The 20156-nt window shown below is 64.0% G+C and carries 18 protein-coding genes and 1 riboswitch; of the genes, 11 read left to right on the top strand and 7 right to left on the bottom strand.

Features of this window, described 5'->3' with window-relative positions; genetic code table 11:
- The first annotated feature begins 37 nt into the window (after positions 1-37).
- The 3 genes from RFM68_RS07185 to RFM68_RS07175 all read left to right on the top strand — a co-directional run bounded on the left by RFM68_RS07185 (position 38) and on the right by RFM68_RS07175 (position 1871).
- Positions 38-295 carry a type II toxin-antitoxin system RelB/DinJ family antitoxin gene (locus tag RFM68_RS07185; RefSeq protein ID WP_320232014.1) on the top strand — a complete coding sequence of 86 codons (258 nt, stop codon included), beginning with the start codon at positions 38-40 and terminating at the stop codon, positions 293-295.
- Between the two features lies 1 nt (position 296).
- A complete protein-coding gene (locus tag RFM68_RS07180; RefSeq protein WP_320232013.1) occupies positions 297-569 on the top strand; it encodes a type II toxin-antitoxin system RelE/ParE family toxin in 273 nt (90 codons plus the stop codon).
- A gap of 231 nt (positions 570-800) precedes the next feature.
- A complete protein-coding gene (locus tag RFM68_RS07175; RefSeq protein WP_320232156.1) occupies positions 801-1871 on the top strand; it encodes a D-alanine--D-alanine ligase family protein in 1071 nt (356 codons plus the stop codon).
- A gap of 54 nt (positions 1872-1925) precedes the next feature.
- Here the strand turns inward: RFM68_RS07175 and RFM68_RS07170 are convergent, their stop codons facing one another.
- Positions 1926-3440: a winged helix-turn-helix domain-containing tetratricopeptide repeat protein gene (locus tag RFM68_RS07170; RefSeq protein ID WP_320232012.1), complete on the bottom strand. Its 1515-nt coding sequence runs from the start codon at positions 3438-3440 to the stop codon at positions 1926-1928.
- A gap of 126 nt (positions 3441-3566) precedes the next feature.
- On the opposite strand from RFM68_RS07170, the gene RFM68_RS07165 reads away from it, so the two are divergent.
- Complete coding sequence (locus tag RFM68_RS07165; RefSeq protein ID WP_320232011.1) at positions 3567-3806, top strand: DUF1127 domain-containing protein; 240 nt, start codon at positions 3567-3569, stop codon at positions 3804-3806.
- A 75-nt stretch (positions 3807-3881) separates the two neighbouring features.
- Here the strand turns inward: RFM68_RS07165 and RFM68_RS07160 are convergent, their stop codons facing one another.
- From RFM68_RS07160 to RFM68_RS07150, 3 genes are all read right to left on the bottom strand, one after another.
- Entirely contained in the window at positions 3882-4934 is a 1053-nt protein-coding gene (locus tag RFM68_RS07160; protein ID WP_320232010.1) for a substrate-binding domain-containing protein, read from the bottom strand.
- Positions 4935-4974: 40 nt separating this feature from the next.
- A complete protein-coding gene (locus RFM68_RS07155) occupies positions 4975-5967 on the bottom strand; it encodes an ABC transporter permease (protein WP_320232009.1) in 993 nt (330 codons plus the stop codon).
- A 70-nt stretch (positions 5968-6037) separates the two neighbouring features.
- Entirely contained in the window at positions 6038-7549 is a 1512-nt protein-coding gene (locus RFM68_RS07150; RefSeq protein ID WP_320232008.1) for a sugar ABC transporter ATP-binding protein, read from the bottom strand.
- Between the two features lie 137 nt (positions 7550-7686).
- On the opposite strand from RFM68_RS07150, the gene mtnK reads away from it, so the two are divergent.
- From mtnK to RFM68_RS07115, 7 genes are all read left to right on the top strand, one after another.
- A complete protein-coding gene (gene mtnK / locus RFM68_RS07145; protein ID WP_320232007.1) occupies positions 7687-8955 on the top strand; it encodes an S-methyl-5-thioribose kinase in 1269 nt (422 codons plus the stop codon).
- Entirely contained in the window at positions 8952-10046 is a 1095-nt protein-coding gene (mtnA, locus tag RFM68_RS07140; protein ID WP_320232006.1) for an S-methyl-5-thioribose-1-phosphate isomerase, read from the top strand. The genes mtnK and mtnA overlap by 4 nt, the downstream gene beginning before the upstream one ends.
- A 235-nt stretch (positions 10047-10281) precedes the next feature.
- A riboswitch (FMN riboswitch) is annotated at positions 10282-10497 on the top strand.
- Positions 10498-10572: 75 nt separating this feature from the next.
- Positions 10573-11040, top strand: a complete 468-nt coding sequence (locus RFM68_RS07135; protein ID WP_320232005.1) for a 6,7-dimethyl-8-ribityllumazine synthase — start codon at positions 10573-10575, stop codon at positions 11038-11040.
- Positions 11041-11202: 162 nt separating this feature from the next.
- Entirely contained in the window at positions 11203-12267 is a 1065-nt protein-coding gene (gene fba, locus RFM68_RS07130) for a class II fructose-bisphosphate aldolase (protein ID WP_320232004.1), read from the top strand.
- Between the two features lie 146 nt (positions 12268-12413).
- Entirely contained in the window at positions 12414-12572 is a 159-nt protein-coding gene (locus RFM68_RS07125) for a peptide ABC transporter permease (protein WP_320232003.1), read from the top strand.
- A gap of 118 nt (positions 12573-12690) precedes the next feature.
- Positions 12691-13416 carry an MgtC/SapB family protein gene (locus tag RFM68_RS07120; RefSeq protein ID WP_320232002.1) on the top strand — a complete coding sequence of 242 codons (726 nt, stop codon included), beginning with the start codon at positions 12691-12693 and terminating at the stop codon, positions 13414-13416.
- A 103-nt stretch (positions 13417-13519) separates the two neighbouring features.
- Positions 13520-15517, top strand: coding sequence for a protein-L-isoaspartate(D-aspartate) O-methyltransferase (locus RFM68_RS07115; RefSeq protein ID WP_320232001.1), 1998 nt, complete (start codon positions 13520-13522; stop codon positions 15515-15517).
- Positions 15518-15579: 62 nt separating this feature from the next.
- Here the strand turns inward: RFM68_RS07115 and RFM68_RS07110 are convergent, their stop codons facing one another.
- The 3 genes from RFM68_RS07110 to RFM68_RS07100 are packed head-to-tail and all read right to left on the bottom strand — an operon-like array spanning position 15580 to position 20149.
- Positions 15580-16815, bottom strand: coding sequence for a VWA domain-containing protein (locus RFM68_RS07110; protein WP_320232000.1), 1236 nt, complete (start codon positions 16813-16815; stop codon positions 15580-15582).
- On the bottom strand, positions 16805-19066 hold the full coding sequence (locus tag RFM68_RS07105; RefSeq protein WP_320231999.1) for a DUF5682 family protein: 2262 nt from the start codon (positions 19064-19066) through the stop codon (positions 16805-16807). Before RFM68_RS07105 ends, RFM68_RS07110 begins: the two co-directional genes overlap by 11 nt.
- A gap of 3 nt (positions 19067-19069) precedes the next feature.
- Entirely contained in the window at positions 19070-20149 is a 1080-nt protein-coding gene (locus RFM68_RS07100) for an ATP-binding protein (RefSeq protein ID WP_320231998.1), read from the bottom strand.
- Positions 20150-20156: the final 7 nt, after the last annotated feature.

The raw sequence follows: 20156 nt of genomic DNA, 5'->3' as shown, positions 1-20156 counted from the left end.
TCTGTGTAGCTACATTGTGGCTCAAAAGGAGTCGCGCATGGCAACAGATACGGTAGTCCGCGCTCGGATCGACACCGCAACGAAGGATCAGGCTACGGAAGCCCTGGCGGCCATGGGGTTGTCGGTTTCCGACGCCATTCGCTTGCTGCTGTTCCGTGTCGCCGCCGACAAGGAATTTCCCTTTCCGGTGAAAGTGCCTAACACAGCCACCCGCAAGGCCATGGCCGAATTGGAAAAAGGCAAGGGCAAGCGTTTCGCTTCGGCCGACGAGTTGTTCAAGGATCTGGAAATCTGACATGTTGATCCCCGTTCGCTCCGGGCAATTCCGCCGGGACGTGAAGCGTATGGGGAAGCGTGGCAAAGATCTTGGCAGGTTGCGCGATATATTGAGTCTCCTGATCGGCGAACATGAATTGCCGCCGATTTACAAGGACCATCCTCTGAAAGGCGAGTGGAAGGGCTATCGCGACGCTCACATCGAACCGGATTGGCTTTTGATCTATCGCGTTGCGAATGAAGAACTGCAGCTTGTCCGCACCGGCTCTCATTCGGATCTGTTCAACGAGTAGAGGCCACGACCGACGATATCCGCACCAGGCGGCGGTCGAGTGCACTACTGCGGACTGGCAACCGTCGATGGTGGCAACACGGATGCAGCGCAGGACAGAAGGCCTTCGACGCTTCTGCTGAAGAACTGCTCGAACCGGTCAAAGTCCCACTCCAATCCTTCGCTTATTGGTCAACCAGTTTAAGGGAGCTGTGTTTTCGCATGCGAGCTCCAAGCTGATCATTTGGTGGAGATGTCCGTGGCCGCGAAAAGACTGCGTATCGGAGTGCTGTTTGGCGGTCGCTCCGCCGAGCATGAAGTGTCGCTGCTTTCGGCGACCAACGTCATGCACGCGCTGGATCCGGCAAAATACGATGCCGTTCCGATCTTCGTCACCCGGCAAGGTCAATGGCTGCTGAGCGGCTTCAGCGACGGCGCGCTCGCGACGCCGTCAAGCGGCACGGAAATCTGCCTGCTGCCGGGCGGGCATGGACGAATGCTGGCGGTTCCGGCCGACGGTGCACCCCACGACATGCCTCGCATCGATATTTTGTTTCCGGTGCTGCACGGATTGCATGGCGAGGACGGCGCGGTGCAAGGACTGGCCGAGGTGGCGCAGGTACCGCTCGCCGGCTGCGGTATCCTCGGCTCCGCCGCGGCCCTCGACAAGGATATCGCCAAGCGGCTGCTGAAAGCGGCGGGGGTGCCTGTCGCGCGCTCGGTGACGATCGATGCTGGCGACGCGCCTTCCCTCGCCGTGCTGGAAGATCAGCTTGGCCTGCCGCTGTTCATCAAGCCGGCGCGGCAGGGCTCGTCGGTCGGCGTCGCAAAGGTCAATGCCAGCCAGGAATTCGATCGGGCGCTTGCGGAAGCCTTCCAGCACGATCGCAAGGTCCTGGCGGAGGAATTCGTTCGTGGCCGCGAGATTGAATTCAGCGTGCTGGAGAGCCCCTCGGGCGAACTCTTCGTCTCGCGGCCGGGCGAGATCGTGCCTGCGCAGAGTCACGGCTTCTACAATTACAATGCCAAATATATCGACGAAAATGGTGCGGCCTTGATCGTGCCAGCCGACCTTTCGCCAGAGGTCGAGGAGGCGATGCGCGACATGGCCGCAAGGGCGTTCCGGGCGCTCGGTTGCGACGGCATGGCGCGTGTCGACTTTTTCCTGATGCCGGACATGCAATTCCTGGTCAACGAGCTCAACACAATTCCCGGCTTCACCGATATCAGCATGTACGCCAAGGCGATGGCGGCCAGCGGCGTCAGCTACCCGCAGGTGATCGACCGGCTGGTGGCCCACGGGCTGGCTCGCGCCGGCCGGTGAGGCCAAGGCCTGAGGAAATGGATCCGGGACGACCAACCGGTCACGTCGGCCGCTTCACTTCGGAAGACCGGCCTTGCGGAAGCCATCGATGAAATGCTCGAGTGTCGCGTCATCGCGGAACGGTTCCGTCTCGACCCAACGCTGCGTGGAGAAATGCGGATTGCCGACGAGGAACAGCGCGACCTCGGTGCGCGCTTCGTCTAGGCGACCGAGCTGCGCCAGGCTTGCCGCGAGGAACCGGCGCGAGCTGGTGCGGTAGGTCTCGTCGCGGCGCAGCGTCTCGACGGCGGCTTCGTAGTCGCCGGCCGCATACTGCGCCTGGCCGAGCGTCAGATAGTACCAGCTCGGTGGAAACGGGTTCAGCCGGAACGCCTTGCGGATGTGTTCGAGGCTCAACTCTACCTGCCCGGCCAGCACCTCGATGTCGGACAAGGTCGCCCAGATATCGGCTTCGTTCGGGTCGAGCTCGATCGCTTTGGCGAATTCCATGTCCGACTGGTCGAAATCGCGTTCATAGGCAAGCAAGTTTGCCAGAACCCAGCAGCAACCGGCATCGTTGGGATCGATCGCCACAGCCTTGCGCGCCAGTTCCAAGGCCGTGCTGCGGGCCGGCTCGAACGGCTCGCCCCAATGCACCCAGCCCATCCAGTGGTTCATCGCAAGCCAGCGATAGCCCTCGGCGTAATCCGGATCGAGCGAGATCGCGCGCGTCAGCATCAAATGCGCTTCGCGCGCCATTTGTGGCGACTCGTCGAACAGTTTGCGCGCCCGCACGCATAGATCATAGGCCTCGAGGTTCTTCGGCCGGTTGCGCTCCGGCAGCGCGCGCAGCCGGCCGAGCAAAGCTTCGACGATTTTGGCCGTCGCTTCGTCCTGAACGGCGAAAATATCTTCCATGCTGCGATCGAAGCGCTCGGCCCAGAGATGCTCGCCGCTCAGCGCATCGATCAGTTGGGCGTTGATGCGCACGCGCCCCGCGGCGCGCCTGGCGCTGCCCTCCAGCAGATAACGCACGCCAAGCTCTGCGGCGATCGCGCGCACATCCATTGCCTTGCCCTTATAGGCAAAGACCGAATTGCGCGCGATGACGAACAGGCCTGGGATCCGCGAGAGATCGGTGATCAGGTCTTCGGTCAGGCCGTCGGCGAAAGAGTCCTGCTCGGGATCGTTGCTCAGATTGACGAAGGGCAGAACGGCGATCGACGGCTTGTCGGGCAGCGGCAGAGGCTTTCGCTTGATGTCGGGCTGTTCGATGGCGCCGGTGAAGCGATAGCCGACGCGCGGGACCGTGGCGATCCACTCGCCGCCATCGGTTGCCGGCCCGAGCAGCTTCCTCAGTTGCGCGATCTGGACGGTGAGATTGCCTTCCTCGACCGCCGTGCCGGGCCAAGCCGCGTCCATCAACTCGGCCTTGGCCAGGATTTCGCCCGGGCGCACGACGAGCGCCTCGAGCAGCTTCAGCCCACGGTGGCCGGCGGCAACGGGAACATCGCCGCGAAGCAGCGTTCCCGCGCCAGGATCAAACACGAACGGTCCAAAAGCAAAGCGCGATCCCTGCATGCGGCGCATCTATAGCCGATTTGGAAGTTTTGAGAACTATTTGGGAGAGCTTAATTACGCCGCCGTCCGTCCGCGGCAGACTGCAATCTCAATCAGGTCGAGGGCTTTGGGAACCCTCATTCGATGGAGGTTGCCATGAACGATACCTTCGCGCCTTCTACGTGTCTGGCGGCGGCACCGGCAATGCATTCAAGGCGCCGGCGCTACAGCCTGGCGGCCTTGCGCAGCCTCATCGCGTTGCGCCGCGAGCAGGCCTATTTTCGCTTCGAGCTCAAGCGCATGGCGACGGACAATCCGCATCTGATCGACGACATCGGATTGACGAAAAAAGAGGTCGAGGCGGAGATCGCCAAACTGCCCTTCTGGCAGCGATGAGGCCGCAACAGTCCCTTAGAAAAGACAGAGAGCGGCCTATTGGGCCGCTCTCCTATTTTGCGACCGTCAAAAACCTCACTTGGCGTTCGGGTTCGGCATCCAGGCAGGCATCGCAACATCGGCATGGGCGAACTGCGGCAGCTTGGCCGACAGGTCCTCCATGTTCTTGATGTCCTTGTCGACGAGCTCCTTCTGGGTGATCAGCGTCGGCGGCACGATGACGTTGTGGCCGGGATCCTCGCCGGCGAGCAGTTGCGCCAGAGCGCGCACCGAGACCTGGCCGACGACGGCCGGGTTGGTGGCGGCCGTCGCCGCCCAGGCGCTGTCGGCCTCGCGCATCGCGGCGATATCCGAGGTCGAAATGTCGGCCGAATAGATCTTGATGCCCTTGTTCAGCCCCGCCTCGTCGACGGCGATCTTCACGCCCTTGGCGAACTCGTCATAGGGCGCGAACATCACCTTGATGTCGGGATGCGCCTGCAGCACCGAGCGCGCCTGGTTGGCGACGGAGTTGGCGATCGGGTTGTCGAGCGTGCCGAACATGGCGACTTCGCTGATGCCCGAATATTTCTTCTTCACGTCCACCCAGGTCTCGTTGCGGCGGTCGAGCGGGGCGATGCCGGCGACATAGACATAGCCGGCCTTCCAGCTCTCGCCATTGTCCTTGACCGCCTGCTCGAGCGCGAGCTTGGCCAGGTCGCGGTCGGACTGCTCGATCTGCGGGATCTTCGGGTTCTCGACATTGACGTCGAAGGCGACGACCTTGATGCCGGCGTCGACCGCGCGCTGGGCGGCGTCCTTCATCGATTCCGTCAGGCCGTGCTGGATGATGATGCCCTGCACGCCGAGTGCGATCGCCTGGTCGACCATGTCGGCCTGGAGCGCCGCATCCTGGCGGCTATCCAGCACGCGCAGGTCGACGCCGAGCGCCTTGGCCTGCGCCTCGACGCCGGAGAGATAGGCCTGGAAGAAGTCACCGGTCGACAGATAGCGCACCAGCGCTATTTTTACGCCGGGCTTGTCGAACGGCGCCGGGCGGTCCGCCGCCAATGCCGTGCCCTGCATCAGCAGCGCCGCGCCGGCGAGGCTGAGTGCAGCCTTCCCCAAAAGTCTTCTTGTGATGCTCATTTTTTCCTCCGTTGTGTTCTCATCAATGCCCCGGTCGAGACTATCTCTTGCCCCTGCCGGACAGGGCGAAGGTGAAGACAAGGGCGACGACAAGCACCGCGCCCTTGACGAAATCCTGCGTGTAGTAAGGGGCGTTCATCATCGTCAGGCCTTGCAGCAGCACGCCGACGAACACCGCGCCGACGGCGGTGCCGAAGGCGTTGGGCTTGGCGGCGCCGAGCACCGCATAGCCGATGAGCGCCGCCGCTACTGCGTCGAGCAAGAGATTATTACCCGAGGCGATGTCGCCGCGTCCAAGCCGCGCGGCGAGCAGAATCCCGCCGATCGAGGCAAAAACTCCCGAAATCACATAGGCCCAGATTTTGTATGCCTTGACAGGGGCGCCGGCGAGTTCGGCGGCGCGTTCATTGCTGCCGACGGCATACATCATGCGGCCGAAGCGGGTGTATTCGAGGAAGAACCAGATCAGCGCCGCAAGCACGACCAGCACCACCACCGAGACCGGGATCAGGTTCGGGATGAAGAAGTCGATGCGGTGGCGACCGAGCGCCAGGAACGCCTCGGAGAACTTGCCGTTGGCGACCGAGCCGTCGGGCATGGTCATTCCGGTGGCGATCGAGCGGCCTTCGGTCGGGATGCGCTGCAGGCCGAGCAACAGGAACATCATGCCGAGGGTGGCCAGGAGATCCGGCACACGCATGTAGACGATCAGCCAGCCATTGATCAGGCCGACGAGCACACCGATGACCAGGCAGGCGATGACGGCGACGATGGCGTTCTGCTCCAGCACCACCATGGCGTAGGAGGCCGCCATCATGGCGCTGGTCGCGACCGAGCCGATCGAGAGATCAAAGCCGCCGACGACAAGCGTCGCGGTGACGCCGAGCGCCAGCACGCCGGTGATGGCCACCGACTGGAAGATGAAGACCGCACTTTGCGGCGAAACGAAACCGTCGGCGGCCACAGCGAAATAGGCGATCAGCCCGACCAGCAGGACGATGAAGCCGTAGCGGATGGCATGGTCGCGCATCATTCAGCGCCCCGCCGCGCGGCTGTCCGACAGAAACTCATTCCAACTCCACTCCATGCAAATTCCTCGACCCTCACGCCGCGCTGTGAAGCGGTCCGCCGGCTACTTCCGCCAGCAGCCGGTCGAGGTTGATATCGGCGTTGCGATGCTCGCCGACGATCGTGTGTTCCGACATCACCAGGATGCGGTCGGCGGTCTCCAGCGCCTCGTCGATCTCGGTGACGAAGATGAGCGTCGCGCGGCCGTCGGCGCTGGCTCTCAGCTTGGCGGCAATGTCGCGCCTGGCCGAAATGTCGACGCCCTGGAACGGCTCGTCGAGGATGAACAGCCGCGAGGCCTGCGACATCCAGCGCGCCACCATCACCTTCTGCTGGTTGCCGCCGGACAGTGCCGACAGCTCGTCCTTCTCGGACCGGCAGACGATGCCGAGCTCGTCGATCTGGCGGCGCGCGACAGCGCGCTCGGAACGCTTCTTCATGACACCGAAGCCGGACATGCGCTTGAGGAACGGCAGGCTGATGTTGCGTTCGATGTTGAAGTCGCCGACGATGCCGCTTGCCGCACGGTCCTTGGCGACAAGAAAGACGCCGGCAGCGATCGCCTCGCGCGCCGAGGCTGGTGCATAGGGCTTGCCGTCCATATGCATGGTGCCGGCGAGCGGCCTGCGTACGCCGAACAGCGTCTCGGCCAAAGCCGTCTTGCCGACGCCGACCAGGCCGGTGACCGCAACCACCTCGCCGGTGCCGAGCGTCATCGAGATCGGCTTCGATCCTTGGCCGATCCGCAGGTCTTCGGCGGTGAAGACGGCGCGGGCCGGGCTTCTCGCAACGACCCGGTCGAGACGGATCTTGCGGCCGAGCATGGCGTTGACGGCGCCCTCGTAATCGAGAGGCAACTTGTCGAAGACGCCGGAGATGAGGCCGTCACGCATCGAGACGATGCGGTCGGCGAGCCGCCTGATGTCGGACATGCGATGCGAGATATAGAGGATGGCGACGCCCTGCTTGCGCAGCCGGTCGATCAGCGCAAACAGCCGTTCGGCCTCGGCGCTCGATAGCGACGAGGTAGGCTCGTCGAGGATCAGGACCTTTGGCCGATGCGCCATAGCGCGGGCAATCGCCACCATCTGGCGATCGGCCAGCGCAAGGTCGGCGACGCGCGCCTTGAAATCGAGGGCAAGCCCCATGCGGTCGGCCACGGCTCTGGCCTCGGCGCGGACATTGCGCGGCTTGAACAGCATCGCGGCGCCCTTGCCGCTCAACCGGTCGAGCGTCAAATTGGTGGCGACATCGAGATCGGCGACCACGCCGTCATTTATGTTTTGATGCACGGTGACGACGCCGGCGCGGATGGCTTCGGCGGGGGTCTGCGGGTCGAAGGCCTTGCCGGCGAGATGCATCGAGCCCGCGCCGCGCTCGTAGACGCCGCTGACGATCTTGACCAGGGTGGATTTGCCGGCGCCGTTGGCGCCCATCAGCACGGTCACCTCGCCCGCAAACAGGTCGAGCGAGATGCCGCCAAGCACCTCGTTGCGGCCGAAGGATTTCCTCAGGCCCTCCACACGGAACACGGCATCTGCACCCATTCGTTCCTCCCTGATCCGTGACGCTATGGGCTCACTCGGCAATTGTCAACACGATTGACATTTGCCAGAGCGCTTCCTAGCTTGGCCCCGCCGCCGTGGCTCCGCTATCGTCGGAAACCGCGAGCAGGAGGGGAAGAATGACCGGGAAGTTCGAAGCATTGTCGGTGGAGACGCTGCCGAAGCGCCTTGGCGAGACCGCTGCGCTGACCGGGCGTATCGGCAAGGATGCCAGCCGCTGGAAGGTACGCGAGGTCGGCGACGGCAATCTGAACCTCGTCTTCATCGTCGAGGGCGACCAGGGCGCGGCGGTAGTGAAGCAGGCGCTGCCCTATGTGCGGCTGGTCGGCGACAGCTGGCCGCTGCCGTTGAAGCGCTCCTTCTTCGAATATCATGCGCTGACCAGGCAGGAGCGCCGAGCGCCCGGCTCGGTGCCGGCGATCTACCATTTCGACGAGACCCAGGCGCTGATCGTCATGGAATATCTGGCGCCGCCGCACATTATTCTCAGGCGCGCGCTGATCGACGGGCGCGAACTGCCGAACATTGCGCGCGATATCGGCCTGTTCATGGCCCGCACGCTGTTTCGCGGCTCGGACCTGTCGATGATGGCAAAGGATCGCAAGGCCGACCTCGCTTTATTCGCCGACAATGTCGAGCTCTGCGACATCACCGAGAACCTGGTGTTTTCCGACCCCTATTTCGACGCCAAGATGAACCGGCATACGTCGCCGCAGCTTGACGGCCTGGTCGCCGAACTGCGCGCCGACCGCGATCTCAAGGTCGAGGCGCAACGGCTGAAGCATCTCTTCGCCGCCAATGCCGAAACGCTGCTGCATGGCGACCTGCATTCCGGCTCGATCATGGTCACCGACAGCGAGACCCGGATGATCGATCCGGAATTCGCCTTCTACGGCCCGATCGCCTTCGATGTCGGCATGCTGCTCGCCAATTTTTGGATGGCCTTCTTTTCGCAGCGCGGCCATGAGGAGAAAGGCAGCCGAGGCCAGATGCGCGCCTATCTGCTTGAGGTCACGGCCGAGACCTGGGCGGTGTTCCGCGCCGAGTTCTCGCATCTGTGGCGGACCGAGCGCACCGGCATGCTCTACCAGAAGAGCCTGTTCGAGGATCAGGGCGACCTGCTCGGCGCCGAACAGGCGCTCGACCATATGCTTTCCAGCATCTGGACCGATCTGCTGGGCTTCGCCGGCATCGAAGTGCACCGGCGCATCCTCGGCCTCGCCCACAATGCCGATTTCGAGACCATTGCCGATCAAGACCTGCGCGCCACATGTGAAGCCAAGGCTTTGCGCTTCGGCCGCCACATCGCCGTCAACCGGCGCCAGATCCACAGCATCGATGAGGTCAACAAGCTGGCCGCGCTGATAGAACAGGAGACGAGCCTTTGAATGTCGGCGAACGCCACTATCGCACCATCTGGCTCAGCGACGACAAGCGTTCGGTCGAGATCATCGACCAGCGCTGGCTGCCGCATGAGTTCCGCATCGAGACGATCGGAACCGTTGCCGGCATCGCCACCGCGATCCGCGACATGTGGGTGCGCGGCGCGCCGCTAATCGGCGTCACGGCCGCCTATGGCGTCGCCATCCAGATGACCGACGATGCCTCGGACGAGGCGCTCGACGCAGTCTGGGAGGTGTTGCACAAAACGCGACCGACGGCGATCAACCTGCGCTGGGCGCTGGACGAGATGCGGCGCTTCCTGAAGCCGCTGGCGCCCGAACAGCGCGCGGAAGCCGCCTATCGGCGGGCCGGAGAGATCGCCGACCAGGATGTCGGGCTGAACCGCGCCATCGGCGAGAACGGGCTTGCCATCATCAGAGAGATCGCGGCGCGCAAGCAGCCGGGCGAGAGCGTCAACATTCTCACCCATTGCAATGCCGGCTGGCTGGCGACGGTCGACTACGGCACCGCCACCGCGCCGATCTACCTGGCGACGGAGGCCGGCATCCCGGTGCATGTCTATGTCGACGAGACGAGGCCGCGCAACCAGGGCGCCCAGCTGACCGCCTGGGAGATGGCCGGCCACGGCGTGCCGCATACGCTGATAGTCGACAATGCTGGCGGCCATCTGATGCAGCACGGCGATATCGACATGGTGATCGTCGGCACCGACCGCACCACCGCCAATGGCGACGTCTGCAACAAGATCGGCACCTATCTCAAGGCTTTAGCCGCCGCCGACAATGACGTGCCCTTCTATGTCGCGCTGCCCTCGCCCACCATCGACTGGACCGTGGCCGACGGGCTTGCCGAAATCCCGATCGAGGAGCGCTCCGGCGACGAGGTTTCCTTGGTCTGGGGCAAGACGGCGGACGGCAAAATAGCGCAGGTGCGTGTCTCGCCCGATGCCACGCCGGCGGCGAACCCTGCCTTCGACGTGACGCCGGCGCGGCTGGTGACGGGGCTGATCACCGAACGCGGCGTGGCTAAAGCCTCGCGTGAAGGGCTGAAGGCGATGTTCCCGGAGCGCGGGTGAGAGCCGATGCCCCCTGGCAGTTCGTCATCCTCGGGGTTTGACCCGAGGATCCATTCCGTGACCTCCGTCACGGGGCGCAACGGCGCAGAATTTGTAATCATTTCAACGCCTTAGCGTCACGGCATGGATCCTAGGGTCTGCGCGCGTCGCTTCGCTCCTTGCTCCGCCCTAGGATGACGACCGAAAGGTCATCCCCAATTGACAGCGCCGCTTCGCCCTTCCATAAAACCTGCGTTAATGTTCTCAGGGCGGGGTGAAAATCCCCACCGGCGGTAAGGGTCTCGACCCAAGCCCGCGAGCGCCTTCCGGTCCACGCATAGTGCGTGGATTCTTTAAGTGCTGGAGCGTTCTTTACGCGTCCAAAAGGACGCGTGGCGCTCTAGTGGAAGGGTCAGCAGATCCGGTGCAATTCCGGAGCCGACGGTTACAGTCCGGATGGAAGAGAACGTACGCAAGGACGGTCCGCTCGCGGGCCGTGTTTTGCGTCGTGCGTCCTGATTCTGGTTCGAAACGGAAGGATGGACCCATGAATCAGCATTCCCCAAAAGACTATGAAACTGTCCGCGTTGCCGTCATTCGCGCGCGCTGGCACGCCGATATCGTCGACCAATGTGTGACGGCGTTCGAGACGGAGTTCGCCGCTCTCGGCGGGTTTGCCGTCGAGATCTTCGACGTGCCCGGTGCCTACGAGATCCCGCTGCATGCCAAGACGCTTGCCGGAACCGGCCGCTATGCGGCGATCCTCGGTACCGCTTTCGTCGTCGATGGCGGCATCTACCGGCACGACTTCGTCGCCGGCGCGGTCATCGACGGCATGATGAACGTGCAGCTTGCGACCGGCGTGCCGGTGCTGTCGGCGGTGCTGACGCCGCACAACTACCATGAGAGCGCCGAACATCACCGCTTCTTCCACGAGCATTTCACCGTGAAGGGCAAGGAAGCGGCGAAGGCATGCGTCGAAATCCTCGCCGCACGCGCAAGACTCGCTGCCTAGGCTCGACCAGAGCCGGATTTCAGCCCTGCAACAAGAATTGCAGCCGAAAAGGCTCCAAAAGGTTGCGGCAGGTCTGAAATCCGGCCAGAAGCAACGGGGCCGCCCGACGCCCGGGCGGCCTTTTCAAACACGGGCTCGAAACCAGATACGGGAGACTATTCGTTGGCTCGCATCACTCTGAGACAATTGCTCGACCATGCCGCCGAACAGGGCTATGGCGTGCCTGCCTTCAACATGAACAATATGGAACAGGGCCTCGCCATCATGGAGGCGGCCGAGGAGACCAAGTCGCCGGTCATCCTGCAGGCCAGCCGCGGCGCGCGCGCCTACGCCAATGACGTGGTGCTGGCCAAGCTGATCGACGCGCTGGTCGAGATCCATCCCGACATCCCGGTCTGCATGCATCTCGACCATGGCAACAATGAAGCCACCTGCGTCACCGCGATCCAGTACGGCTTCACCTCGGTGATGATGGACGGCTCGCTGAAGGAGGACGGCAAGTCGCCGGCCGACTACGCCTATAATTCCGGCATCACCCGACGCGTCGTCGACATGGCGCATTGGGGCGGCGTGTCGGTGGAAGGCGAGATCGGCGTGCTCGGCTCGCTGGAGAGCGGCGGCGGCGAGCAGGAAGACGGCCACGGCGTCGAAGGGGCGATCAGCCACGACCAGCTTTTGACCGACCCGGTGCAGGCCGAGCAGTTTGTGCGCGACACCCATGTCGATGCGCTGGCCGTCGCTATGGGCACCAGCCACGGCGCCTATAAATTCTCGCGCAAGCCGGACGGCGCGGTGCTGGCGATGAACGTGATCGAGGAGATCCACCGCCGTCTGCCCAACATGCATCTCGTCATGCACGGCTCGTCGTCGGTGCCGGAGGACCTGCAGGAGATCATCAACAAATATGGCGGCCAGATGAAGCCGACCTGGGGCGTGCCGGTGGAGGAAATCCAGCGCGGCATCAAGCATGGCGTGCGCAAGATCAACATCGACACCGACAACCGCATGGCGCTGACCGGCGCCATCCGCAAGGTGCTGACCGAGAATCCTTCGGAGTTCGATCCGCGCAAATATCTGACGCCGGCCATGGCGGCGATGAAGAAGCTCTGCAAGGAACGCTTCGAGCAGTTCGGCACCGCCGGTAACGCGCCGAAGATCAAGCCGATCCCCCTGGCGGCCATGGCCAAGCGCTACAAATCGGGCAGCCTCGACCCGAAATTCGCCTGAGCAACCATTTGCCGCGGCCGGCTGAAAGCCGGCCGCGGAAGCCTCCTTGCCCCCGCTCCGCCAGCGAATTCGGCGGAACCCCACGCCAGCAAATCGGTTCCTTGTTCTGATACCTCCCGTGCTCGCCTGCTGGGAAGGAGCAATTCATGAGCAACGATCGCGATAGCGAAGGACCGGTCTTTTCCGGCCAGGACGCGCGACAGGGCGAGATCATCCTGCGCACGCGTGCCCGCCGCTTCATCTTCATCGCCGGGCTGGTCGGCATCGTCGTTCTGGCCTTGGTGCTGAGCCTCGCCGTCCGATGACCGACGGCTCGCCACGGGAAACCGACGGCGTCGGCCAAGGAACCAACTGTGCCCTAGCCTAGTTGAGCATCCCAGATGCAATTGAGGCGCGGCAAGCTTACGCCGCCCTGGCGAAACGATGTTTACGCCGCTTTGCTGCGACATGCCGCTTCACCCGACCTGGCTAGACCTCGTCGGGCGACTGTTGCTGACCCTGGTTGCAGGTTTCCTTATCGGCCTGAACCGCGAGGCGCGCGGTCATTCCGCCGGGCTGCGCACCACCATATTGGTAGGTTTGGCGGCTTGTGTGGCCATGGTTCAAGCCAACATGCTGCTCGATGTCTCCGGCAAAGCGCCGGACTCTTTCGTGCGCATGGACGTCATGCGCTTCGCGCTCGGCGTGCTCACCGGCGTCGGCTTCATCGGCGGCGGCGCCATCCTGCGGCGCGGCGATCTGGTCACCGGCGTCACCACCGCCGCCACCATGTGGATCATGACGATGATCGGGCTGGCCTTCGGCGGCGGCCAGTTCGGCCTCGGTGGGATCGCGACCGTTCTAACGCTGGTGACGCTGCAGGCCCTGAAGTGGGTCGATTTGAAGATTTCTCGCGACCACAAGGCGATCCTTTCGGTGTCATGGCCGAAGAGTTCGCCGCCCGATATTGGGGACATGGTGCGCCCCCTCGGCTATGACGCGCGCTTCGTCGGCATGGAGCACGACCCAGACCGCAACCGCTTCGTGTTTTCGTTCAACGTTCAATGGAAACAGCCCGACGCGATCGAGCCTTCGACGGATGTGCTGTCGGTGATCGCCGAGCACTGTGCGGTCGAGCGCTTCGAGGTGATCGGCGAGAAGCCGTTCTGACATGACGGGCGGTCGAAATCGTCCCAGGGCATGAAACTTTCCCGTCTGCAAATGGTTCTGCGGCAAGGCAGTGATGCCTGCAAATGATGAAGGGAAAGCGTTGATGGCCGATCCTTCCCTAACGCGCGGCCAGATGGTCGATTTCCAGATCGCAGGGCGCGGAGTTCGCGACAGCCGGGTTCTGCAGGCCATGCGGGACGTCCCTCGCGAAGTCTTTGTCGATGCCGATTTCGAAGAATTCGCGTATGAGGATACCCCGCTCCCGATCGGAAAGGGCCAGACGATCTCGCAGCCCTTTATGGTCGCCTACATGATCGAGGCCGCCGAGATCGACCCTGACGACCGCGTGCTCGAGGTTGGGACCGGCTCCGGCTATGCGGCGGCCGTGATGAGCCGTGTCGCTGGTCACGTCTATACGATCGAGCGCCATGCGACGCTCGCCGAGAGCGCCCGCCAACGGTTCGAGCGCCTCGGCTACGACAACATCGAAGTCCGTGCCGGCGACGGCACCAAGGGCTGGCGCGATGCTGCTCCCTTTGACGCCATACTGGTGGCCGCAGCCGGTCCCGGTGCTCCGCTGGCACTTCAAGAGCAGTTGGATGTCGGCGGGCGCATGGTGATCCCTATCGGTGAGGAAGGCGGCCAGCGCCTGCTGAAGGTCACCCGGACGGGCGCAGCGACCTATGAGGAAGAAGACCTCGGTGGCGTACAGTTCGTCCCGCTCATCAGTGAGGAGGGCTGGGCGGAACAGCCTCAATCCAAAGGCGATCGACCGGCGTTGGCCAGGCTGCCGGCACGCGGACGAAGCCTGCCAGAGATGATCGCAGCCGCCGCCGAACCGCTTCCCGATTTCAAAGACCCGGCTTTCGGCGATCTGTTCGACCGCTTCGCCGACCGGCGTGTTGTCCTTCTCGGGGAAGCCAGTCATGGTACCTCTGAATTCTACAAGGCGCGTGCCGCAATCACGCGCAAGCTCATAGAAAAACATGGCTTCACCATCGTCGCGGTTGAAGCAGATTGGCCAGATGCCGCTGCCATCGACCGCTACATCCGCCATCGACCGGCGCGCATGACGGCCGAGCCGCCGTTCCAGCGCTTTCCGACCTGGATGTGGCGCAACACCGATGTCGAGGCCTTTGTAGGCTGGATGCGGGATCACAATGCGAGCCTCGACGATGCGAACCGCCGGGCCGGCTTCTACGGTCTCGACATCTACAATATGAGCGCATCGATCACGGCCGTTCTGCGCTATCTCGATCAAGTCGATCCGGAAGCGGCGGCAGCGGCGCGGCAACGCTATGGCTGCCTGACGCCTTGGCAGAAGGATCCCTCCACCTATGGGCGAGCAGTGCTCACCTCCGGCTACCGCAAATGCGAGAAGGCGGTGCTTGAGCAATGCCGCGACCTGCTTGCCAAGCAGCTCGACTATGCACGCCAGGATGGCATCGACTTCCTCGATGCGGCGCAGAATGCAAGGCTCGTCGCCGCTGCCGAACGCTACTACCGCATCATGTATTACGGCGGAGCGGAATCATGGAACCTGCGCGATACGCATATGTTCGAGACGCTCGAGCACCTGCTCGAGGCGCGCGGTCGCAACGCGAAGGCTGTCGTCTGGGCCCACAACTCGCATATCGGCGACGCGCGCTACACCGAAATGGGAACGATCCGGCAGGAGGTGAACATCGGTCAGCTCTGCCGCGAACGTTTCGGCGGCGAGGCGGCGCTGATCGGATTCGGCACCGACACCGGCACAGTGGCTGCGGCATCAGATTGGGATGATCCGATGCAGGTCATGCGAGTGCGCCACTCGCATCCGGACAGCTATGAACGGCTCTGCCACGATAGCGGCGTTTTGCGATTCCTGCTCGATTTGGACCGCGACCCGGCGCTCAGACACCGCCTGTTGGAGCGACGGCTCGAACGCTTCATCGGCGTGATCTACAGGCCGGAAACGGAATTGCGCAGCCACTATGCCGATGCGTCGCTGCCGAGGCAATTCGACGCCTTCGTCTGGTTCGACAAAACGAAAGCCGTCACCCCGCTCGGGCCGGAGCATGCCAGGGCTGGTGTTCCCGACACATATCCGTTCGGACTTTGACGGCTATTCTCAGGCCATCGCGCCCGATGGCGATGCTCCGACATCGTTTTGGTAGGGCGAGCCTATTCGGCAGCGTTTGGCGTTTCAGCGTCCGCGCGGATGAGCTTGATATCGGCACCTGCCGCCCATGCAGCGATGTCCTCGCGGCGCAGCGCCGCTGCCATCATTTCCGGGAAATGGTCGGGCGTGCAGGCAAAGACCGGAACGCCCAGCGCCGCGACCGAGCCGGCCATCGACGGATCGTAGCCAGGACGGCCCTGGTCGGTGAGCGCGAGCAACACGACGACATTGACGCCGGACCGCACGAGTGCTGCCAGCCTTTGCAGAAGCTCCTTGCCGTTGCCGCCTTCGTAGAGATCGGTGATCAGCACGAAATGCGCCTTGGTCGGCCGCTCGATGCGCTCGGCGCAATAGGCGACGGCCTGGTTGATGTCGGTGCCGCCGCCGAGTTGGACGCCGAACAGCACTTCGACCGGATCGCTAAGCTCTTCCGTCAGGTCGACGATCGCTGTGTCGAAGCAGACCAGCTTGGTGCGCACAACCGGCAGCGAGGCCATGACGGCGGCGAAGATCGAGGCATAGATGACCGAGCTTGCCATCGAGCCGGACTGGTCGACGCAGAGTGTCACCTCGTCGAGGTCGACCAGCCGGCGCTGGCGTCGCATGAAGCCGACCAGCTTTTCCGCCACCACGGTCTTGTGCTCCGGCTGATAGTGGCGAAGGTTCGCGGTAATCGTGCGCGGCCAGTCGATGTCGCGTTGCCGTGGCCGGTTGGTGCGCCTGGAACGGTCGAGCGCGCCGCGGATCGCCTCGGCTGTCTTCTGCTCGAGACGCTGCATCAGCTTGGCGACGATGTCGGAAATGATCGAACGGGCGATGTCCTTGGTCTTGTCCGGCATCGCCGAGCGCAATGAGATCAGGTCGGCGACGAGATTGACGTCGGCTTCGATCGCCTTGAGAAATTCCGGCTCCATCAGCATCTGCTTCAGGTTCAGCCGCTCGAAGGCATCCTTCTGCACGACCTGAACGACCTGTTCGGGGAAAAAGGAGCGGATATCGCCCATCCATTGCGCGACGCGCGGCGCCGAGCGGCCGAGCCCGCCGCGCCGCTTGCGCGGATTCCCGCCAGTATCGCCGCTGCCGTCGCCATAGAGCGCGTCGAGCGCCGCCGACAGCCGCCGATCCTCGGCCGACAGCGCCGACGAGGACTCGTCGTCGGCGCCGATCGCCAGCCGCCAGCGGCGCTCACGATCGTCTTCCGTCGGATCGAGATCCGCCCCGGTCGCTTCATCTGCCATGGCTGACCTCCCCTGCAAGCAGCTTGCCGAGGAGAGCGAAATGCCTGTGCCACGCCTGGCCACCGTCCGGTGCCGCCGTCAGCCCGGCGGGCAGGCTCGCTCTCTTGCCAAGCACGGCCTCGATCAGGCGCCGACGCTCCATGCTGTCGAGGTTGGAGAAGACGCGACGCAGCAGCGGCAGATGCGCCACGAAGGCGCCCTCATCGAGCGATGCCAGCCAGGCATCGACGGCGCCGCGCAAACCCTCGTCATAGATCAGCCGCTGGCCGGCGCCGCTGAAAAAACCTTCGAAGAAGGCGGCGGCATCGGTGACCGGCGTTCCCGGAGACAAGCGCTTCGCCAGGAGATCGGCGGCCGCTTCGGCGGAGAGGCGGCCGGCCTCGTAGAGCAGGTGCGCGGCGCAGCCGGCGACGAGCGCCGTCGATCGCGATGAATCCAGCACCGCCGCCAGCCCATTGCGCCAAGCCTCCAGGACATGCTCGTCCGGCTCTACCAGCTTGATCGCCTCGTCGGCCTTGCGCAGCGCGGCCATCAGCGCCGCGGCGGCCTGCGCGTCGAGGTCGCGCGCCGCGTATGAAAGTGCGATAGAGCCTTCGATGATCAGCCGCTCCAGCAGGCCGGCAAGGCGTTCGGTCTCGGTCTTGCGCGCTTCGCCGTAATGGATGATGTCGGCAAGCGGCGGCACCGAGGCGAGCAGCTCCAGGCATTCGCTGCTGTGCGCCGCCTTCTCCTCGAGCGCAGCAAGGCCTGCCGCGGATGCTTCGCTCAAGGCCGCGGTGATCGCGCTCTGGACCAGCGTGGCCAAAGCATCGAGCGTCGCGGCGGCGCCGATCATCTGGATCAGGCGACCGCTGGCGGCCTTCTCGATGGTCGGGCCATAGACCAGGTTTTCGACAAGGCGAACGGCATATTCCGGCTGCCAGGCCAGCATCCAGCGCTCGCGGAATGTGCCGCGGCTGCGTCCAACATCCGTCAGCCTGCCCCAGCTCACACCAAGCACGTTCAGCCGATGGAGCAATGTCGACCGGAAAAGTCCGCTCTCGCTGCGCAGGTCGACGGAAAGTTCCCGCTCCAACGCTTCTGGCTTCAACCGGGCGGCCTTCTGGTTGCGCTGCAAGTCGTCGATCAGCGGCGCAAGCGGCGTGTCGGGCGGAATCTCGCCGACATCGGCGCCGAGCAGCAGCTCGGCCTCGACCATCTTCCACAGCAGGGCTTCGCCGTTGAAGAGGGCCGAAATCGAAGCGTCGCGCAGTTCCTCGAATCCCGGCTTCGGCCGCTCGCGAATGGCCGCAAGCGCGCGTGCCAGACGCTCCGCCTCGATCAGCGAGGCGGTGGAAATCATGTGGCCCTTCGCCCTGAGTACCGAAGCGATCCGCGCCAGCCACAGGACCGAGGCATCGTCCTGCCCGCGCGTCTGCCACAGGTGTTTGCACCAGCCGGGCGCGACGACGCCGGCGCCATAGCCGTAACCCAGCGCCAGGCGCGGTCCGGTCCACGGTGCGAAGGTCATGGTGGTTTTGCGCCGGCCGATACTCTTGAGCAGCGCCTGGTCGCTCTTTTGCGTGTGCGCGGCTTGCAGGGCCGGCACATGCCAGGCGCCGCAGACGACGGCCAACGGCCCATCGAATTCCTTTCGCGCGGCCGCGATTTCGAGGCGCATATGCGCTTCGCGCATGGCCTCGAATTTGCCGATCGCGCCCTCGCCGTCGCGCAGCGTCGTCATCGCGTCGGCGATGGCCGCGAAGATCGGGCCGGGTTCGGGATTCTGCTCGATGATATCCGACCACCAGCTTTCGCCGTCCTCGTAGCCGGCGGCGCGCGCCAGGGTACCGATCGGATCCTGGATGCGAGTGGGTTCTTCGCCCTGCCCTTCTGTGACCTCCGCCTCACCGGCATCGGTGTCCGTTGGGCCTTCAGGCGTCTTCTCAGCCAGCCGGGCGGCCGACGGAAGATCGATGAAGCGCAGCGCCGCCTTGTTGGCGACGGCCCACAGCGCCGCCTGATATTCCGGCGAGAATTCGGCGAAGGGCCAGAAGCTTATCGCGGCGGGATCGTCCTCGGGATAGCAAAGCAGCGCCACCGGCGGCTTCATGTCGGGGCTTGCGAGCAGCGGCAACAGCGGCGAGGCATCCACCGGCCCCTCGATCAGCACCGCGACAGGCTGCAATTCCTGCAACGCCCTGACCAGGCTCTCGGCGGAGCCCGGCCCGTGGTGGCGAATGCCGAAATAGCTGATGATGCCCTGCGTCATGGCTCAGATGGCCGCGTTCAGCGCCGCGTAATAACCTGCATAGTCCGGCCGCTTCTTCACGACCGTCTCCAGATATTCCTCCAGCACGACCTTGTCCTGGACCGGGTCCTTGACGATCGCGCCGACAAGGCTTGGCGCCAGCCCTTCGGCGTGGAGTTCGCCGCCGTCGAACCATGCCGCCTGGCTGAGACCGCTGACCATCGTGGAGATCGCCTCGGCGGTGGAGAGCGAGCCCGACGGCGTTTTCAACGTCACCTTGCCGTCGGCAGTCGCGCCCGAGCGCAGCTCGCGGAAGATGGTGAGCACGCGGGCGATCTCCTCGCCCACATTTTTCGGCACCGGCAGGTCAAGGCTCCCGGCCATCTCGCCGACGCGCCGGAAGACAATCGAGACTTCCTCCGCCATATCGTCCGGCAAAGGCAGAACCACGACATTGAAGCGGCGCTTGAGCGCCGAGGAAAGCTCGTTGACGCCCTTGTCGCGGTTGTTGGCGGTGGCGATGATGTTGAAGCCGCGCTGGGCATAGATCGAGGTGTTCAGCTCCGGCACCGGCATCATCTTTTCCGACAGCACTGTGATCAGCGTGTCCTGCACGTCGGAGCCCATGCGCGTCAGCTCTTCCAGGCGACAGAGCTTGCCCTCCCGCATGGAGCGGTAGAGCGGCGTCGGAACCAGCGCCTCCTGGCTCGGGCCCTTTGCCAAGAGCTGGGCATAATTCCAGCCGTAGCGGATCTGGTTCTCGTCGGTGCCGGCCGTGCATTGCACGACCAGCGTCGAGCAGCCCATGATGGCGCCCGCGAGATGTTCCGATACCCAGGATTTCGCGGTTCCCGGAACGCCTAGCAGAAGCAGCGCCCTATCGGTCGCGAGCGTCGCGATCGCGGTTTCCATCAATTGCCGACGGCCGACATATTTCGGCGAGATCAGCGTGCCGTCGCTTGCCTTGCCGCCCATCAAATAGGTGAGCACGGCTTTGGGTGACAGGCTCCAGCCGACGGGCTTCTGGCGGTCGTCGCCACGCGCGAGCGCCTGCAGTTCGGAGGCATAGACCTCTTCGGCCGGAAGGCGGATGGCTGTGTTCATGCGATCT

Origin of the sequence: Mesorhizobium montanum (assembly GCF_033977145.1) — a bacterium.
Classification (GTDB): domain Bacteria; phylum Pseudomonadota; class Alphaproteobacteria; order Rhizobiales; family Rhizobiaceae; genus Mesorhizobium; species Mesorhizobium montanum.
The sequence above is the reverse complement of the archived record's forward strand: the minus strand, read 5'-3'. Positions and strand labels throughout refer to the sequence as shown.

Coding starts and splice junctions, on each gene's coding strand:
- RFM68_RS07170 (WP_320232012.1), bottom strand. CDS start 3,440: ATGCGCCGCATGCAGGGATCGCGCTTTGCTTTTGGACCGTTCGTGTTT.
- RFM68_RS07155 (WP_320232009.1), bottom strand. CDS start 5,967: ATGATGCGCGACCATGCCATCCGCTACGGCTTCATCGTCCTGCTGGTC.
- RFM68_RS07165 (WP_320232011.1), top strand. CDS start 3,567: ATGAACGATACCTTCGCGCCTTCTACGTGTCTGGCGGCGGCACCGGCA.
- RFM68_RS07110 (WP_320232000.1), bottom strand. CDS start 16,815: ATGGCAGATGAAGCGACCGGGGCGGATCTCGATCCGACGGAAGACGAT.
- RFM68_RS07100 (WP_320231998.1), bottom strand. CDS start 20,149: ATGAACACAGCCATCCGCCTTCCGGCCGAAGAGGTCTATGCCTCCGAA.
- RFM68_RS07105 (WP_320231999.1), bottom strand. CDS start 19,066: ATGACGCAGGGCATCATCAGCTATTTCGGCATTCGCCACCACGGGCCG.
- RFM68_RS07135 (WP_320232005.1), top strand. CDS start 10,573: ATGAATCAGCATTCCCCAAAAGACTATGAAACTGTCCGCGTTGCCGTC.
- RFM68_RS07160 (WP_320232010.1), bottom strand. CDS start 4,934: ATGAGCATCACAAGAAGACTTTTGGGGAAGGCTGCACTCAGCCTCGCC.
- mtnK (WP_320232007.1), top strand. CDS start 7,687: ATGACCGGGAAGTTCGAAGCATTGTCGGTGGAGACGCTGCCGAAGCGC.
- RFM68_RS07150 (WP_320232008.1), bottom strand. CDS start 7,549: ATGGGTGCAGATGCCGTGTTCCGTGTGGAGGGCCTGAGGAAATCCTTC.
- RFM68_RS07125 (WP_320232003.1), top strand. CDS start 12,414: ATGAGCAACGATCGCGATAGCGAAGGACCGGTCTTTTCCGGCCAGGAC.
- RFM68_RS07180 (WP_320232013.1), top strand. CDS start 297: ATGTTGATCCCCGTTCGCTCCGGGCAATTCCGCCGGGACGTGAAGCGT.
- RFM68_RS07120 (WP_320232002.1), top strand. CDS start 12,691: ATGTTTACGCCGCTTTGCTGCGACATGCCGCTTCACCCGACCTGGCTA.
- RFM68_RS07185 (WP_320232014.1), top strand. CDS start 38: ATGGCAACAGATACGGTAGTCCGCGCTCGGATCGACACCGCAACGAAG.
- RFM68_RS07175 (WP_320232156.1), top strand. CDS start 801: ATGTCCGTGGCCGCGAAAAGACTGCGTATCGGAGTGCTGTTTGGCGGT.
- RFM68_RS07115 (WP_320232001.1), top strand. CDS start 13,520: ATGGCCGATCCTTCCCTAACGCGCGGCCAGATGGTCGATTTCCAGATC.